Genomic DNA, 17,926 nt, shown 5'->3' with positions numbered 1-17,926 from the left:
TATGAATACCCTTCCTCACTGGTGGCAGAACGGCGTTATCTATCAGATTTACCCAAAGAGTTTTCAGGATACCACCGGCAGCGGCACCGGCGATCTGCGCGGCGTAACGCAGCGCCTTGACTACCTGAAAACCCTTGGCATTGACGCCATCTGGCTGACGCCGTTTTATATCTCGCCGCAGGTGGATAACGGATATGACGTGGCGAACTACACTGCCATCGACCCGACCTACGGCACGCTGGACGACTTTGACGAGCTGGTTGCCCGGGCGCATGAACGTGGCATCCGCATTGTGCTGGATATGGTCTTTAACCACACGTCCACGCAGCACGCCTGGTTCCGCGAGTCGCTGGATAAAGCGAGTCCGTACCGTGAGTTCTATATCTGGCGCGACGGTACGCCGGACGCGCTTCCCAACAACTGGCGCTCAAAGTTTGGCGGCAACGCCTGGCGCTGGCATGCCGAAAGCGAGCAGTATTATCTGCATCTGTTCGCGCCGGAGCAGGCGGATCTCAACTGGGAAAACCCGGCGGTGCGCGCCGAGCTGAAAAAAGTGTGCGAGTTCTGGGCCGATCGCGGCGTGGACGGCTTGCGTCTGGACGTCATTAACCTGATTTCAAAAGATCAGGATTTCCCGGACGACACCATCGGGGATGGCCGACGTTTCTACACTGACGGGCCGCGCATCCACGAATATCTCCAGGAGATGAGCCGGGATGTCTTTACGCCGCGCAACCTGATGACGGTGGGCGAGATGTCCTCCACCTCGCTGGAGAACTGTCAGCAGTATGCGTCGCTCGACGGGCGCGAGCTGTCGATGACCTTTAACTTCCATCATCTGAAGGTCGACTACCCCGGCGGCGAAAAGTGGACGCTTGCGAAGCCGGACTTCGTGGCGCTGAAAACCCTTTTCCGCCACTGGCAGCAGGGGATGCACAACAAAGCCTGGAACGCGCTGTTCTGGTGTAACCATGACCAGCCGCGCATCGTGTCACGCTTTGGTGACGAAGGGGAACACCGCGTGGCGGCGGCGAAAATGCTCGGTATGGTGCTGCACGGGATGCAGGGCACGCCGTATATTTATCAGGGTGAAGAGCTGGGCATGACCAACCCGCATTTCAGCCGTATCACCGACTACCGCGACGTAGAAAGCCTGAACATGTTCGCCGAACAGCGGGCGAACGGCCGCGATACGGATGAACTGCTGGCGATTCTGGCGAGTAAGTCACGTGATAATGGGCGCACGCCGATGCAGTGGGACGCCTCGCACAATGCGGGCTTTACCGGGGGCGAACCGTGGATTGGTGTCTGCGACAACTACGAAACCGTGAACGCCCGCGCGGCGCTGGACGACCCCGACTCGGTGTTTTACACCTATCAGTCGCTGATTCGCCTGCGCAAAACCCTGCCGGTGCTGACGTGGGGGGATTATGAGGATCTCCTGCCTGACCACCCTTCCCTGTGGTGCTATCGCCGTCAATGGCAGGGGCAAACGCTGATGGTGGTGGCGAATCTGAGCCACGAGCGCCAGCAGTGGCAGCCCGCCCCCGCAGAGCGAGCATGGCAGGTGGCACTCAGCAACTATGAAGAGGTTCCCTTCCGACCCGATACGTTGCTATTGCGCCCGTTTGAAGCTATCTGGTGGGTACAGGAATAAACCTCAGGAGATACAGCATGCTGTATCTCTTTTTTTATGTTTAGCGATACGCTAAATGTACGACGATAACTTTTACAATATGGCGCACTCAAAATAAAAATAGCCTGCCAATTAAATAACCTCGGCAGGATATTATGAAAAAGACAATTATTAAAGCAACGTGTATTAGCGTATTATTATTGAGCACGCAGGGATGGTGCGGAAATACGTCCGTCGATCTTCGCTTTGGTCATAATACGCGCTCAGATGTAAATGATTCACGTATTAAGGTCATGCATCAGGCGAATAACGGTTTTTACTTTTCCGTTGAAGCCGCACAAAACCATAACGATACGTTTTTTGGTGATACCGACAGATATAATCCCGACGACAAAGGGCTAACGGAAGCGGCACAGGAAATCGAAACGCGCTGGCGTTTTGATCTGGGAAATGGTTTCGCCGTTGCGCCAGGGATGGTAACCGTCTTCACCACCAGCAATACGCATTACCGCCCTTTTATTCAGGGCTGGAAATCATTCGATAACGGTCTGAATCTCTCCGCCCGCTACCGCTATAACACCGTCAATGACGCGCACAGCGATAAAGAACTCGACGGCAGCGGTTATACCCGCCGCCAGTCACACCAGTTCGACATTTGGTTCGCGTATAACATCGGCAAATTCGGTATGTCCTACAACCCGCGCTTCCGCTGGCAGGATAACGTCGATCAGGGAACCGGGGATGACACCTACTGGGAGCATACCGTCGCATTCAACTACAAGCTCGACGACGGCTGGACGCCTTACGTCGAGCTTGTATCGCTGGATAAAACCTATATCAACGATGACGGCAACCATGAAAATGATTATGCCGTACGTCTGGGAATAGTTAAGCAGCTCTGACGGCCTGACTACACCGTATCGTGCTGTAGCAGCCTGCAGCCGATACGGTCCACGGCGCTCAACAGTTCAAGCTGACCTTCCCGCTGATACAAAGACACTGCGTTAATGTCGATTGGTAACGCCCAGCATAGCGTTGAGATCGACACCAATGTCGACCCCTGACGGGTAATCGCAATAATCTTCAACCCTTTGCGCAGCGCGTTACGCGCCATTTCAATCAGCGACTGCGTCTCCCCGGATTTACTGATCAACACCAGCGTCCCCTTCGATACCCGCGTCAGCTGGTGCATGTCATTCAAAATAAGGTGCGGCAGGCTCGCCAGCGACAAAAAGCGCGACAGGTAGTTGAGGCTGGTGAGCGAGGCTCCCCGTGCGTACAGATAGATATGGCTGGAATGCGTAAGCAACCTGGCCATTTCTGTCACAATATCATCCGCCTGTGACCCCGTGTCGGGGGCGGCAGGTGCAGGCGTAAAATGGTCGCGTAAAAAACGGTACCGAAGCTCGGTATAGCTTTTATAGCCCATTTTTTTACATACACGATTAACGGATGTTGTCGTGGTAAAGGTGTCACGGGCAATCTCTTTTGCCGATATATTAGAAATATTATATGCATGATGCTGAATGTATTCAAATATCAAACGTTCACTTCCCTGGAATGAATTCATCTATTACGCCCCGTTTAATCCCAACATGATATTAACACAACATAAAAATAGTCTCTGGAAGGCGCTTCACACATTGCATTTACGCGTATCACGATACGTAATTAGTATTAGCAAACATTAAAAACTGTTTTAGGTTCTCTTTATACTTCCCCTGTTTTCACATTCAGGGAATTATGACAATGACGAAACAAAAAGTTGTCGCGGTAACAGCCTGTCCAACAGGCATCGCACACACCTTTATGGCGGCAAATAAAATTATTGCATGGGCTAACGAGCACAATATTGAGGTAAAGGTCGAAACGCAGGGCAGCGATGGCGTTCAAAACCGCTTAACAAAACAGGATATCGCCTCCGCCACGGCCATTATTCTGGCAACCGACGTTCCCATTCAGGATGCCGAGCGTTTTGAAAACCTTCCTCACCTTCAAACCCGCACACAAGAGCTGATCAAACATACCGATCGCTATCTGCGTCGGGCGCTGGCCATGGAAAAAAACGTCACAACTGTCGCACAAGAAGACGATCTCCAGCGTTCGGCTTACCGGATTTTTATTGGCCATATTATGGCGGCCATCAGCTATATGCTGCCGGTCGTGGTGATGGGCGGGCTGATGATGGCGACGGCCAAAATTACCGGGCAGTTTATTAACATCGAACATTCGCCGTTCAGCGTGCTGGATAAAGTGGGCTTTATGACCATTAAGTTCATGTATCCCGTTTTTGCGATGTATCTGGCGTTTTCCATTGCTGGTAAACCCGCGCTTATCCCCGGGCTTATCGGCGGCATCATGTCAGACGAAGTCTATAAGCGCTTCTTTGATATCGAAGGCTTTATGCCATCCGGCTTTTTTGGTGCCATTGGTATCGGCTTTTTTGTGGGCTATCTGGTGCGCTGGCTCAATGATTCGATTCACGTCCGTCAGCAGCTCACCACCATTAAAACCATGCTTGTCGTCCCACTCATCACCGGCATTACGCTGGTGATGGTCATGGAATATTTGATCAACCCTATTTTTGGCTCACTTAACCAGCTGATGGTGGTCTTTTTTACCTCGGCAGGTGACACAGGACGCGGGTTCTATTCCGCGATGATCGCCGCAGGTACCGCGTTCGACCTGGGCGGTCCGGTCAACAAGGCGGCAGGCTCGGTCGCGCTCGGCCTGAATGGCATGAGCGAGACGTTTGATTTAACCGCCCGTGAACTCTCCATCGTGATCCCCTCCATCGGCGTCGGCTTTGCTGCGTTCCTCAACGGTCGCTTTGGATTACCGGATGTCTTTAGCCAGGAGGAGAAAACCGTCGGTAGCACCTCGTTGTTGCTGGGCGTGATTGGGATCTCCGAAGGCGCGATCCCGTTCATCCTGAAAAACCCACGTCTTATCCCGGTGTTCATGACCGGTGCCGTCGCCGGCGCGCTGGTCGCTATTACCCTTGGCGTGAAGCAGACGCTGCCTCTGCCAGCCGTCTGGGGCTGGCCGCTGGCGACTAATGTAGCGGGGTACCTGGCGAGCGTCTTTACTGGCGCATTGATTTGCGCTCTGGGCGTGCTCTATGTCAGCCCAAAGAACGCCAGATAAGGGGAACGTCATGAATCAGATCCACATCATTGCCCATACGCACTGGGATCAGGAGTGGTATTTCACCCGCCAGGACAGCATGGTACTGGCGTCATATAACTTTGCGGACGTCATCGACACGCTGGAGCAGGACCCCGCTTACACCTGCTATCACCTTGACGGACAGATGGCGGTAGTGGAGGATTTTCTCGTCATCAATCCCGATTATCGCGCCAGGCTGGAAAAACTGGTCAGAGAAAAAAGGATCTTTGTAGGGCCGTGGTATACCCAGACGGACACCTACAACGTGCATGGCGAATCCATTATTCGCAATCTCAAGTACGGCATCTTCGCCGCCCGTAAGCTGGGGCACGCCATGCAGGTCGGGTATCTTCCGGACACCTTCGGCCACAATGCGCAAATGCCCACGATTTTGCAGGGCTGCAATATCGACAACATCGTCTTCTGGCGCGGCATCGATCACGACAGACAGGCGAAAAGCAGCCAGTTCCTGTGGCGGGCGCCGTCAGGTGCGACCGTTATCGCCTGCGCGATGGCATTCGGTTACGGCGCGGCTAAAAACATCTCCTCTGACGCGAGCCATTTGCAGGGAAAAATCTTCCCGATGGTCAATCTCCTGCGCTCGCGGGCCGGAATAAATGACCTGCTGCTGCCCTGCGGCGGCGATCAGGTCAGTATCGACCCGGCGCTGCCGAAAATTTTACAGATCGCCAGCGCACGCTCCCCTAATGAAGACCGGTACGTTATCAGTTCGCTGGAGCGCTACGTCGATATTCTGCGCGCGCGGCGTGAACAGTTTGAACTCTGGGAAGGAGAGCTGAAATCGCCGCGCTATACCCGCATCCATAAAACGATCGGATCCGTGCGCTACGACATCAAAAAGAAAAATGATGAAGTCGAACAGTTCATCCTGCGACAGCTGGAGCCGACAATCGCCATGGCGCGTCATCAGGGGCTGCCGGTGAACCTCTCGGTGGTCGATACCCTCTGGAAAAAGTTGTTGCGAAACCATGCCCACGATTCAATTGGCGGCTGCAATAGCGATGCCACCAACCGCGACATTCTGCATCGTCTGGAACAAACCGAACAGCTGTGCCATAGCCTGTGGAACCTGGTGGTGAAAACCCTGGCCGCCGCCTGCGCTCAGGAAGGCGACCTGCTGATTTTTAACCCGCTGGCTACCCCAACGCAGCGCGTGGTGATAACCACCCTGTATAGCCGGGCTGATAATATCGCCCTGACGTATCAGGGGCTGCCCATCCCGTTCGACGTCCTGAAAAGGGATATTCTGCCCGGCGGAACGGCGATCTCCCTTACCGCCGAGGGCGAGTGCGAAACGGCCATTCCCCCTTATTACCGCTGGCACGTAGCAGTAAAGACACCGGTTCTGCCGCCGATCGGCTATCTCACCGTTAACGTTGTAGATGACCGTGCGCCTTTTCAGGAGCCTGAAAAGATAAAGGGCAGCGAGATTGAGAACGCGCATTATCGACTGTCGCTGGACGCCGGAACGCTTACCCTGGAAGACAAACGCAGCGGCAGGCGCATCCCCTCTTTCTTTACTCTCGAAGACTGTGCTGATGCGGGCGACAGCTACGATTTTTCGCCGCTTGCGGGCGACACACCGACGCGCTGTTCGCATTTTACGCTCGTCGACAGCGTGAAAACGAAGCTTGTCGAAAAGCTAACCGTCGAGGCCACAATGCTTCTTCCGCAGGATCTCGCCAGCCGTCAGGAAACGGCACGAACGCCGTTATCCATTCGTCTGGTCTGTGAATTACGCCATGACGATCCGAACCTGTATGTCGAGGCTTCGCTGGAAAACAGCCACTGCGATCACCGGCTACGTTTACTGATCGGCAGCGATATTCACACCCGTCACGCTATCGCCTCACTGCCCTTCGCAATCATCCAGCGCGAAACGGGATATGACGGTGAAAAATGGCAAGAACGCTATCGTGAGAAGCCCGTGGATATCGAAACCAGCGAGGGCATTATCGCTGTTACGGAACCGGGTAAAGCGCTGGTTGTGACTAGCCGTGGCATGAAAGAATTTCAGATTATCGGCAGCGAACCAGCAGCTATTGCCCTGACGATGTTTAAATCGACGGGTGTGCTCGGACGCAGCGATCTCGAGTGGCGACCGGGTCGGGCCTCCGGCATCAATAATACGGTGGTTGAGACTCCTGATGCCCAGTTGCTGAAACCGTTGCACTTTTCATTCACCGTCGCGCTGGCCGACAACGCCGACCACCTCACGCTGCGCCAGCTGGAAAATCAGGCGGCTGGACAGCCTTTTTCCTATCAACCGCAAGCGTTACACACGCTCGATAGCCGTCTTGAGCGCTTTGCGTTGCGTCTGCCCGAACGCAGGCTTCCGGCAGAATTCTCGCTACTGACCTTGCCAGAGCCGCTCATCCTTTCCGCACTGCCCCATGCGCAGCAGTTGCATGGCACCGTCTTACGCGTATTTAACGCCGGGACACAGCCGGTTCCCGTTCCGACAAGTCTGGCGGGGCTTCGTCAGATCAACTATCTGGAAGAGCCCGTGCAACCGGTAACAGCGATCTCACCTTCCGCAACCTGCGATTTTTTGATTGAGGCTTAATATGAACTTGCTGGCATTGACGCATCCCGATCGGGTGTTTATCAACCCGCCCCAACGTACGCCTGAAGCATTGATCCGCTGGCTCACCGAGCCGCTCGCCAGGCAGAATGTCATCAACGATCGAGAGGCATTTATCGAAAGCGTTTTACAACGCGAAAGTGAAGGTCCTACCGCGCTGGGTGAAGCACTCGCCGTCCCGCACGGTAAAACCGAGGCGGTTCTACAGGCAGCATTTTGTCTGGCGCTCTTTGACGATCCGATATGCTGGCCGGGGCTGGAAGGTGATGAAGAGGTGAGAATGGTTTTCCTGCTCGCCATTCCGCCAGCGGAAGCAGGCAGTACGCATATGCAACTGCTGACGACGCTGACCAGCAGACTAACGGATGAGCGGGTGCGTGAGCAGCTTCTGGCGGCGCACACCCGGGAAGAGGCATTGTCCGTCCTGAATGCTGAAGAACCGCCAGTACAGGACGATGGCCCCGATCGCTCCTTTCTCATCCCCGTGGTGCTGGGCAGTATTGCTACCGCAGCCTTTTTACAGGCAGGGTTGAGCTGGGTCTGCGGGGTGAGTTAATCGAGCAGCGCTCAGCACAGGCTCTGCTGAGCGCTTGTTTTTGTTGAATAATTAATCAGATTTTTCCTTCGCATCTTTACAATTGCCTCAGCGCCCGCCGTTTGTACTCTCGTCTTTTTACTTTGTCCTGCATCAAAAAAATCGCAAACATGTTTGATGCAAATCACTATATGTAGCACTTAAAATGCACGCCGACCCAACATCTTGTATTTATCGTCTACTATTCCAACAACAAGACGGCGCGAACGCTGGCCGGAATTGTGGATAACACGAGCTGGGCACGCGGGAAGTCTTTGCCTCGGCGAGGAATACGCCCGGTGAATACTTCTCCACCTCTGTGGATAACCTGTTTTTAAAATGGAGTGATCATGACACCGCATGTGATGAAACGTGATGGCTGTAAAGTGCCGTTTAAATCAGAGCGCATCAAAGAAGCCATTCTGCGTGCAGCTAAAGCAGCGGGAGTCGATGACGCAGATTACTGCGCCACCATCGCAGAAGTCGTTAGCAGCCAGATGCACAAACGCAGCCAGGTGGATATCAACGAGATCCAGACCGCGGTTGAAAACCAGCTGATGTCTGGTCCGTACAAGCAGCTGGCGCGCGCCTACATTGAGTATCGTCACGACCGTGACGTGCAGCGTGAGAAACGCGGTCGCCTGAACCAGGAGATCCGCGGCCTGGTAGAGCAAACCAACTCGTCGCTGCTCAATGAAAATGCCAATAAAGACAGCAAAGTGATCCCGACCCAGCGCGACCTGCTGGCTGGTATCGTCGCCAAGCACTATGCCCGCCAGCACCTGCTGCCGCGCGATGTAGTCTCGGCGCACGAGCGCGGTGAGATCCACTACCACGATCTCGACTACTCGCCGTTCTTCCCGATGTTTAACTGCATGCTGATCGACCTGAAAGGCATGCTGACCCAGGGTTTTAAAATGGGTAACGCCGAGATTGAGCCGCCGAAATCCATCTCCACCGCGACGGCGGTCACGGCGCAGATCATCGCCCAGGTGGCGAGCCACATCTATGGCGGCACCACCATTAACCGCATCGATGAAGTGTTAGCCCCGTTCGTGACCGAGAGCTTCAACAAACACCGTAAAACGGCGGAAGAGTGGCAGATCCCGGACGCCGACGGTTATGCCCGTTCCCGCACCGAGAAAGAGTGCTACGACGCGTTCCAGTCGCTGGAATATGAAGTAAACACGCTGCACACCGCCAACGGGCAGACGCCGTTTGTGACCTTCGGGTTTGGTCTCGGAACCAGCTGGGAATCACGCCTGATCCAGCAGTCTATTCTGCGTAACCGTATCTCCGGCCTCGGTAAAAACCGTAAAACGGCGGTGTTCCCGAAACTGGTGTTCGCCATTCGCGACGGCCTGAACCACAAGTTTGGCGATCCGAACTACGACATCAAACAGCTGGCGCTGGAGTGCGCGAGCAAGCGTATGTACCCGGACATTCTGAACTACGACCAGGTGGTAAAAGTCACCGGTTCGTTTAAAACGCCAATGGGCTGTCGCAGCTTCCTCGGCGTGTACGAGGATGAGAACGGCGAGCAGATCCACGACGGGCGCAACAACCTGGGCGTCATCAGCCTGAACCTGCCGCGCATCGCGCTGGAAGCCAAAGGTAATGAAGCGGCCTTCTGGGCGCTGCTGGATGAACGTTTACAGCTGGCACGTAAGGCGCTGATGACCCGCATCGCCCGCCTTGAAGGGGTGAAAGCCCGCGTCGCGCCAATTCTCTATATGGAAGGGGCCTGCGGCGTGCGCCTGAAGGCGGATGATGATGTGTCGGAGATCTTCAAAAACGGTCGCGCGTCGATCTCTCTCGGCTATATCGGCATTCACGAAACCATTAACGCGCTATTTGGCGACAAGCACATCTATGACAACGACGCCCTGCGTGAGAAAGGTATCGCGATTGTGCAGCGCCTGCGCGATGCGGTAGACCAGTGGAAAGAGGAAACCGGCTACGGATTCAGCCTGTACAGCACGCCGAGCGAAAACCTCTGCGATCGCTTCTGCCGTCTGGATACCGCCGAGTTCGGCATCGTGGAAGGGGTGACCGACAAAGGTTACTACACCAACAGCTTCCACCTCGATGTGGAGAAGAAGGTGAACCCGTACGACAAGATCGACTTCGAAGCGGCCTATCCGCCCATCGCGAACGGCGGTTTTATCTGCTACGGCGAGTACCCGAACATTCAGCACAACCTGAAGGCGCTGGAAGACGTGTGGGATTACAGCTATCAGCACGTGCCGTACTACGGAACCAACACGCCAATCGACGAGTGCTACGAGTGCGGCTTTACCGGTGAGTTCGAGTGTACCAGCAAAGGCTTCACCTGCCCTAAATGCGGTAACCACGATGCAGCCCGCGTCTCCGTGACCCGCCGCGTGTGCGGCTACCTCGGCAGCCCGGACGCCCGTCCGTTTAACGCCGGTAAGCAGGAAGAGGTGAAGCGCAGGGTGAAACATCTGGGGAATGGGCAGATCGGGTAATCCACTGCCACGTTAATGCCCGGTGGCGCTGCGCTTACCGGGCCTACGGACCGCTCTCTTTTGTAGGCCGGGTAAGCGCAGCGCCACCCGGCGTGGTTATTCGCGATGAACTATCACCAGTACTACCCCGTCGACATCGTCAACGGCCCCGGCACCCGCTGCACCCTCTTTGTATCAGGCTGCGTTCACGAGTGCCCCGGCTGCTATAACAAAAGCACCTGGCGCCTGAACTCGGGTATGCCGTTTACCGCTGAGATGGAAGACCGCATCATCAACGACCTGAACGACACGCGCATTAAACGTCAGGGGATCTCGCTCTCCGGCGGCGACCCGCTCCATCCGCAAAACGTGCCGGCGATCCTGAAGCTGGTAAAACGCATCCGCCGCGAGTGCGCGGGAAAAGACATCTGGGTCTGGACGGGTTACAAGCTGGATGAACTGAATGCGCAGCAGAAGGAAGTGGTGGATCTGATTAACGTCCTGGTCGACGGCAAGTTCGTGCAGGATCTTAAAGATCCTATGCTTATCTGGCGCGGCAGCAGCAACCAGGTTGTGCATCATCTGCGTTGAATGAAGGCGGATATCCTCTTTCCGCCTGAACGTCAAAACCGACTCACACTCTCCATTGCCTCAGCCTTAAACGCCGCAAAATCCTCGCACTGGCACAGGCGCGCCATCGCGCGTTCACGCAGGAAAGTGACAAAAATATCGTAAATCGCCATTGCCTCTTCGTACTCGCTTTTGCTGATGGCGAGCAGAAAAATGACATGGGCAGTTTCATCTCCCCACTGAATGCCCTGCGGCGCCAGCACGGTGTAGACCACCGTTTTTTGCGCCAGCAGGCCGAGGGAGTGCGGCAGCGCGATGCCGTCGCCGAGCATAGTGCTGACGATAGCTTCACGCTCGATAACCGATTCCAGAAATTCCGCGCCGACAAAGCCTTCGCTTTCAAGCTGCCCACACAGTTCGCGGAACAGCGTTTGCTGGTCGACAGGCTTGTCGAGAATGCGGAAATGGGCCGCGTCGAAGTATTTCTCCAGCATCCACGGGCGGGTACGGTCCACCAGCACCAGCTTGCCGATCTGCTCTAACTGATAATCGGTCGGGAACGGGGCGATTATCACCACCGGTTTGGATTTTTCGCTCACGCGAGCGGTGGAGATCACGAAGTCTTCGCCGATGGCATCGGCAAGTTCGTACTCGCGCAGGGTGAGCGTGCGCGTCACCTCAATCTGCGGGTATTTGCGCTGAAGCACCGCCTCAATCATGCGCACCATCGCGTTACCGGCGTCACATACCAGCAGCACGCGCGGCTGACGCTGGTAGCCGATGTTGTAGTGGCGCTCCAGTCCGACGCCGATATGCAGCACCAGAAAACCAATTTCGTTTTCGCTGATCACATACGGCGTGTATTTGCCCCAGCTCGACACCGCCGCGAGGGTCATATCCCACGCCATCGGGTAGTGCTGCTTGATGTTATCCAGCAGCGGATTGGGGATCATGATTTGATACCGCACGCGGGTAATCATGGTTTTGATGTGCGTGAGCAGATCTGCATGCAGTTGCTCGTCGCTCAACAGGTTGTAGTTATAGTGGGTGTTGATGTAGCGCAGGATATAGTTGACCAGGGCTTCGTCGTCGTCAGCATTAATGGCGCTGGGGGCGATCTCCTGGATCTGCCGCGCCGCAATGTGCACGCACAGCCAGCTCTCTTCCGATGGTGAAAGCGCTTTGCCCGCCAGCTCCTGGATAGCCACGGCGATATCTTTCGCCGCCTCGCGTACGTTCTCTTCCACGTCTTCAGCGTGGAATTCCGGCAGCGGATACCCCTCGCTGATGCGCCGCACCGACACCGCGCAGTACAGGCGCAGGAACAGCTCGCCTTCATCGGTCAGGCGAATGTGATGGCGCGTCAGCGCGTCGTGCAGGACAGGGACCATCTTTTCCGCCACGCCCGCGTTGAGCGCCACGTCGGTCACCAGCGGGTTCAGGCTATCCTGCTGCGCCAGCTCCCACAGGAGGTCGGTCAGGCAGGCGCGGATCGCCATCTCGCTGCCAAACAGCTTCATGCCGTGGCGCGGGCGGGTTTCCAGCGTCAGGTTGTAACGGTGGAACCACTCGCGTACTTCCACCATGTCGCTCTGCAACGTGGCCCGGCTGACGAACCACTCATCGGCCAGATCCTCCAGCTTGAGGGAAAAGGCTGACGTCAGAAAACGCACCACCAGATAGTGCACACGCTCCGGTCCGGTTCGCGGAATGCGCAGCGCGCGCGGGTGGGACGACTGCAATTGTTGATAGCGCACCACATCACTAATTTTGAGCTGATAGCCGTTGCCCCGGCTCAAAATGAACTGCGCGCCGTGGCTGGCCAGCAGCGCGTTCAGGGCGGTGATATCCGCCCGGACGGTTCGCGTGGAAACCGACAGCCGCTGCGCCAGCTCGTCCTGCGGCAGCGTCTCGTTTTGCAACAGATCGAAAAGTTGTGCTAAACGTTGGTTCGGAAATCGCACGTCGTTGTCCTCTTACTGCTCAGGGTGAAATGACCATCTGGGATGGGCTGCCGACCGGGGTATAGTCTGACTCGGCGCTCAGCTTGCCGTCCGGCGCCACGCGGAAACGGGTAATGTTGTCGCTGCGCTGGTTCATGACGTACAGCCAGCGCCCCTGCTTATCAAGCGTCAGGGTGCGCGGATAGTCGCCCCGCGTCCAGACATCGTCCTGATGTGTCAGCGTGCCCTCCGCCGTTACGGTAAAGTGCCCGATGCTGTTATGCAAACGGTTAGCGACATACAGCTGTTTCCCGTCGGCGCTTAGCGCCAGCCCGGCGGCAAAACTGGTGCCTTTATAACCGTCCGGCAAGGCTGAAACCGTTTTACCCTCTTTCAGCCTGCCGTTGCTGTCCAGCGCATAATGGGTGAGCGTAGAGGCTTCTTCGTTAATCAGCCACAGGGCATCCCCCTTCGGCGTAAAGACGAAATGGCGCGGCCCGGCCCCTTTTGAGGAGGCGCTGATAAACGGCGGATCGTTCGGGGTCAGCTTTCCGGTTCGATCGTCAAAACGGTACTGATAGATGCGATCCAGCCCCAGATCGGTGGAAAAAACGTATTTCCCGCTCGGATCGGCGGCGATCATGTGCGCGTGAGGGCCGTTATGATCGCTGATGGCGAAACTGCCCTCGACGGCAGCTTCCGGCTTCGCCGCGCCCGGTTCGCCTTTGTCCTGATGGGTGTCCGTAGCATCGCCCAGGCTGCCGTCTGCGTTAACGGGCAGCACCGCGATCGATCCGCTGACGTAGTTCGCCACCAGCAAATGTTTGCCGTTCGGCGTCAGGGAAAGATACACCGGCCCCGCGCCGCCGGAGGCCACCTGATTCAGCTCGCTCAGCGCGCCGTTATCGCCTATTCGCAACGCCTGCACCACGCCCTGCTCCACCTCGCTTGCCAGGTAGAGCGTTTTGCCGTCGTGCGAGACGGTAAGCTGCGCAGCGTTCGGGAGTTGGCTCACCAGCGTTTTGTTATCGAGCGCGCCGGTTTGCGGGTCGACGGTAAAACGGTACAGCCCTTCGCCGTTGGGATTATAGGTGCCCACCCAGGCGTATTGCGTCTGGGCGACAGCGGCGGTGGCGAGCATTGAGAGTGAAGCGACAAGCAGGGTACGGGTGTGCATGGTGGCTCCTTCGGGTGTGTGCGGTGTGTTTCCCCTCACCCTAACCCTCTCCCCAAAGGGGAGAGGGGACGATTACACCCTCTCCCCTTTGGGGAGAGGGCTGGGGTGAGGGGCAGGTTCTACTTCACCAGCTTCTTCGTCATCGCCAGCAGCGTACGCACATCTTCCGGACGCGTGTCGCCGCTGGCTTTGTCGATAATCGAGCTGTAGATATGCGGGATGATTTTGCTCACGCCCGCGTCCAGGGCGATCTGCAGGATCTCCTCAAAGTTCTCCAGATCGATTCCCCCGGTCGGCTCCAGCCAGAAGTCGTGACGGGCGCAGGCTTCCGCCACCGCTTTATACTCGTCACGGCACTTGAGGCCGCCCATCGGGAAGTACTTGATTGAGCTGCCGCCGAAATCTTTCAGCAGGGCAATCGCGGTTTCCACCGGCACAATGCCGTCCGGCGCGTTGCTGCTCAGCGGGCCGGTGGAAATTTTAACCATGCCGACGGTGCCGGTCGGGGAGACCAGGCCATTGACCACCGACTCATTCTGCCCCAGCAGCGCGCGGCTGGCGGCCACGCCGGTAAAGACCTGATTAACGTGCTGCGGCTGTACCTGGCGGGAGATTTCACTCACCATCGCCGACTGGTTCGGATCGCCTGCGCCCAGCCCCACGGAGAGCGCGTTATCAATCAGTGCCGCGTACTCGCGTATATCCGCGACGGCGCTCGCCACGTCGGGGTAATTTTTGGAGAGCACGCCCACCAGCACATGACCTTCCGCCGCCTCGTAAATGGCGCTGGCGTTGGCTTTCGATCCTGCCAGCACGTTCAGGCAGACGCGGTCACGGTAAAAGTTGGGGGTCAGTTTCATGCTTTTTTCTCCTGTCCTAATTCTTCGCTAATGCGGCGGTACACGATGTTCAGCTGGTCAGCATTCACGCTGCGCACATCCGCTTCGATAATCCCTTCGTTAGCTTTATAGCCACGGAAGTAAATGGCGTATTCGCCCTGCTTGAGCGCGTTCACCAGGTCACCGGTGCCGACGCCGGTGGTCGCTTCGTCAAACTTAATCTCGGTGCGCGCGATATCGCGACCCGCGCTGTCCCAGACCACGCGGGCGGTGACGCCGTTCAGGGTGTTGAGCGCGTCAATAAACGGCGTCATCTTCGCCACCATCTCGGCCCCGCTCTCCCTGGTGGCCGTCAGGTAGTGTTCGATGGCGCAGGTCAGGCCGAGGATCCCCTCTTTGCCCACCTTCATCGCGCGGCCAATGCCCGCCGTCTGGCGCTTCACCCACTCAACGTACTGGGTTTTGCCGATCACCAGGCCGCTGGTTGGGCCTTCAATCGCCTTCGCGCCGCTGTAGATCACCAGGTCCGCGCCGGAGCGGTAATAGGTATGCAGATCTTCTTCCGCCGCGGCATCAACGATCAGCGGCAGGTCGTGTTTACGCGCCACCACCGCCGCCTGCTCGACGCTGAGCATGCTTTTCTGTACGCAGTGGTGCGATTTAATGTAGAGGATAGCCGCTGTACGCGGGGTGATCGCTGCCGCCAGCTGATCGGCAGAGCATTCGTTGGCGTAGCCCGCTTCCACCAGCCTGCCGCCACCCAGCGCTACCATGGTGCCTACCGGTGCGCCAAAGTTAACGTTGTGGCCTTTCGGCAGGACGATCTCGTTGTTCTCAATCGGTGTGACGTGCAGGTTTTCCAGCAGCCAGTCGCTGTCTTTCACCAGTACCGCCGCCACGGACTGGGCAATGCCCGCTGACGCGCAGGAGACCACCGTTGCGCCTTCCACCTCCAGCAACTTCGCGATGTATTCGCCGGTTTTATTGACCAGATCCTTTATCTCGAAATAGTGATTCATGCCGTCCATCGCCGCCTGCACCACTTCCGGGCGCGGCGTGGAGACACCCAGCGCCGTCATGCGGCCAGAGGTGTTGATAACCTGCTTTAAGTTGTACTTCTCATAAATCGAAGGCATGTTCCGTGCTCCCTTGTTCGGTCATGTAGCCCTTGCCCGCGCGGATCGCGGCAAGCGGCACCAGAATGTGTTCAGCCTGCAGGCTGTCGTTTTCAGCATCCGTCAGCACCGTCGGCTGGCGTTTGAGGGTGAACAGCGTCAGATCAGCGTCGAGACCAGGCTGAATGCGGCCTTTGCGCGTCAGGCGCAGGCCGTCTGCGGCGTTGGCGGTGACGCAGTCAATCACCTGCGGCAATGACATGCCGATGGCGAGGAATTTCGACATCACGCTTGCCAGCGAGCCGACCGGGCCGTTGATGCGGTTGCGGCAGTAGATATCCGAGCTGATGGTGTGCGGCAGAATGCCCATCGCGATGGCGCGTTTCGCCACCTCAAAGCTGAAGCTCGCCGTGCCGTGGCCGACGTCCAGACGCACGCCGCGCTTCAGCGCAGACGTAATGGAGGCGCGCAGCTCGCCGGAGGGCGTCAGGATGCGGTTAGGCTTGCCGTTGTAGCAGTGGGTAATGATGTCGCCGGAGCTTAACAGCTCGGCAATCTCATCAAGGTTCGGCGGGTTGTTGCCGATGTGCACCATCAGCGGCAGGTCGCCATTCTCTTTTTGAATCGCTTTCGCGCGCTCCAGCGGGGTAATGCCGTTTTCACCGACCACGCTGCTGCTCATGCGCGCCTTCAGGCCGACGATAAAATCCGGGTAGCGCGTCACCGCCTGCTTCACCGCATCAGCATCAATATTGGCCATATTGGCCAGCTCGTTCTGGGCAATCAGCCCCACGCGGGAGATGTTCAGCAGGGCAAACACCTCGGTGGATGCTTTGCGGGTGATGGCGTAAAAATCATCCACGTCGTCGGCCCCGGTACTGCCCGCGTCCACCACGGTGGTGACGCCGGTGGCAATGCCCACGCTGTCCGGCTCGTCGTGGTAAATTGGGGAGTTCGGGTAGCAGTGGACGTGGGAGTCAATCCAGCCCGCGCTGACGAACACGACACCGTTAAGCTCAACCGTTTTACGAGCGGGAGCGTCAATTTGGCCTGTCGCGGCGATCTTCCCGTCCTGAATGGCGATATCGGTCAGGGTATCGTCGGCGAGGCGCGCACGGCGCAGGAGTAGATCAAACATGGGGTTCTCCTGATAAGGCGGGCACCGAAGCGCCCGCAGGTATTAAAGGGCGACCGGGAACAGCCAGCCCAAAATCATTGCGCCGAGGATGGCGCCACCGGTAATCGGCTTCTGCCAGATGTAGAACAGCAGCGCGCCCACCAGGGAACCGACGCCGATTGGAATGGAGGCGGTCATGGCGCTGAGGATAATCAACGGCCCGAGGAAGCGGCCGGAGGCGTTACCCGCGCCCATCATCACGTCTGCACCGTAGGTGGAGTTACTCTGGTTGATGGTGAACTTACGCGCCAGGATGATGACGTAGCCAATCGCCAGACCAATCACCAGGCCGGTAATCAGCGAGGCAATAAAGTTGGTCACCGGGAACATGATCCCCGCGCCCAGCAGCAGCGCCGGTACGCCGAGGCCGACGCCGGTCTGGATCGCCCCGCCGATGTCGAGAATCCCGACCAGCGACCCTTCGATGATACGGGCGAACAGGAAGCTCGCGCCGAACGCCGCCACCGCGCCGTAAACGCCGGTATCGATTCCCGCTTTCAGCATCGCCACGAAGGCCACTTCGTTAAACGCGCCGATACCGTAGAGGTAGTACATGTGCGTCCCGGCGAAGACGCCGGAGGAGAGCAGGCCAACGAAGATCGGGAACGACCAGTCGGCATACCAAAAACCTTTATTCTGTTCCATGTCGAGGCT

Annotated in this window: 14 protein-coding genes; 7 read left to right on the top strand and 7 right to left on the bottom strand. The window is 57.1% G+C overall.

Going from position 1 to position 17,926, the window contains the following annotated elements; genetic code table 11:
* The first annotated feature begins 1 nt into the window (after position 1).
* On the top strand, positions 2-1,657 hold the full coding sequence (gene treC, locus ACQG03_RS02475) for an alpha,alpha-phosphotrehalase (protein WP_063163209.1): 1,656 nt from the start codon (positions 2-4) through the stop codon (positions 1,655-1,657).
* 134 nt (positions 1,658-1,791) lie between these two features.
* Positions 1,792-2,538 carry an oligogalacturonate-specific porin KdgM family protein gene (locus tag ACQG03_RS02470; RefSeq protein ID WP_022646873.1) on the top strand — a complete coding sequence of 249 codons (747 nt, stop codon included), beginning with the start codon at positions 1,792-1,794 and terminating at the stop codon, positions 2,536-2,538.
* 8 nt (positions 2,539-2,546) lie between these two features.
* On the opposite strand, the gene ACQG03_RS02465 is transcribed toward ACQG03_RS02470, so the two are convergent.
* The gene (locus ACQG03_RS02465) at positions 2,547-3,206 is read right to left on the bottom strand and encodes a MurR/RpiR family transcriptional regulator (RefSeq protein ID WP_063163210.1); all 660 of its coding nucleotides are present in this window, start codon (positions 3,204-3,206) and stop codon (positions 2,547-2,549) included.
* A 179-nt stretch (positions 3,207-3,385) separates the two neighbouring features.
* On the opposite strand from ACQG03_RS02465, the gene ACQG03_RS02460 reads away from it, so the two are divergent.
* The 5 genes from ACQG03_RS02460 to nrdG all read left to right on the top strand — a co-directional run bounded on the left by ACQG03_RS02460 (position 3,386) and on the right by nrdG (position 11,042).
* A complete protein-coding gene (locus ACQG03_RS02460; RefSeq protein ID WP_074148354.1) occupies positions 3,386-4,783 on the top strand; it encodes a PTS fructose transporter subunit IIC in 1,398 nt (465 codons plus the stop codon).
* Positions 4,784-4,793: 10 nt separating this feature from the next.
* Complete coding sequence (locus ACQG03_RS02455; RefSeq protein ID WP_063163211.1) at positions 4,794-7,391, top strand: glycoside hydrolase family 38 C-terminal domain-containing protein; 2,598 nt, start codon at positions 4,794-4,796, stop codon at positions 7,389-7,391.
* Position 7,392: 1 nt separating this feature from the next.
* On the top strand, positions 7,393-7,965 hold the full coding sequence (locus tag ACQG03_RS02450) for a PTS sugar transporter subunit IIA (RefSeq protein ID WP_063163212.1): 573 nt from the start codon (positions 7,393-7,395) through the stop codon (positions 7,963-7,965).
* A gap of 368 nt (positions 7,966-8,333) precedes the next feature.
* Complete coding sequence (nrdD, locus tag ACQG03_RS02445) at positions 8,334-10,472, top strand: anaerobic ribonucleoside-triphosphate reductase (protein WP_063163213.1); 2,139 nt, start codon at positions 8,334-8,336, stop codon at positions 10,470-10,472.
* 105 nt (positions 10,473-10,577) lie between these two features.
* A complete protein-coding gene (nrdG, locus tag ACQG03_RS02440) occupies positions 10,578-11,042 on the top strand; it encodes an anaerobic ribonucleoside-triphosphate reductase-activating protein (protein WP_022646867.1) in 465 nt (154 codons plus the stop codon).
* Positions 11,043-11,074: 32 nt separating this feature from the next.
* Here nrdG and ACQG03_RS02435 read toward each other — a convergent pair whose 3' ends face one another.
* The 6 genes from ACQG03_RS02435 to ACQG03_RS02410 all read right to left on the bottom strand — a co-directional run bounded on the left by ACQG03_RS02435 (position 11,075) and on the right by ACQG03_RS02410 (position 17,917).
* The gene (locus ACQG03_RS02435) at positions 11,075-12,985 is read right to left on the bottom strand and encodes a BglG family transcription antiterminator (protein WP_023299187.1); all 1,911 of its coding nucleotides are present in this window, start codon (positions 12,983-12,985) and stop codon (positions 11,075-11,077) included.
* Positions 12,986-13,004: 19 nt separating this feature from the next.
* A complete protein-coding gene (locus ACQG03_RS02430) occupies positions 13,005-14,141 on the bottom strand; it encodes a lactonase family protein (RefSeq protein WP_063163214.1) in 1,137 nt (378 codons plus the stop codon).
* 119 nt (positions 14,142-14,260) lie between these two features.
* A complete protein-coding gene (gene dagF, locus ACQG03_RS02425; protein ID WP_063163215.1) occupies positions 14,261-15,001 on the bottom strand; it encodes a 2-dehydro-3-deoxy-phosphogluconate aldolase in 741 nt (246 codons plus the stop codon).
* Entirely contained in the window at positions 14,998-16,116 is a 1,119-nt protein-coding gene (locus ACQG03_RS02420) for a DgaE family pyridoxal phosphate-dependent ammonia lyase (protein ID WP_063163216.1), read from the bottom strand. The genes dagF and ACQG03_RS02420 overlap by 4 nt, the downstream gene beginning before the upstream one ends.
* Positions 16,100-17,233, bottom strand: coding sequence for an amidohydrolase/deacetylase family metallohydrolase (locus tag ACQG03_RS02415; RefSeq protein WP_022646862.1), 1,134 nt, complete (start codon positions 17,231-17,233; stop codon positions 16,100-16,102). The genes ACQG03_RS02420 and ACQG03_RS02415 overlap by 17 nt, the downstream gene beginning before the upstream one ends.
* 42 nt (positions 17,234-17,275) lie before the next feature.
* Positions 17,276-17,917 (bottom strand): DUF4310 family protein, encoded by a 642-nt coding sequence (locus tag ACQG03_RS02410; RefSeq protein ID WP_003856081.1) that lies wholly within the window; start codon positions 17,915-17,917, stop codon positions 17,276-17,278.
* Positions 17,918-17,926: the final 9 nt, after the last annotated feature.

The organism is Enterobacter cloacae complex sp. 342H5 (genome assembly GCF_050030905.1).
In the GTDB taxonomy this organism is placed as follows: domain Bacteria; phylum Pseudomonadota; class Gammaproteobacteria; order Enterobacterales; family Enterobacteriaceae; genus Enterobacter; species Enterobacter intestinihominis.
The sequence above is the reverse complement of the archived record's forward strand: the minus strand, read 5'-3'. Positions and strand labels throughout refer to the sequence as shown.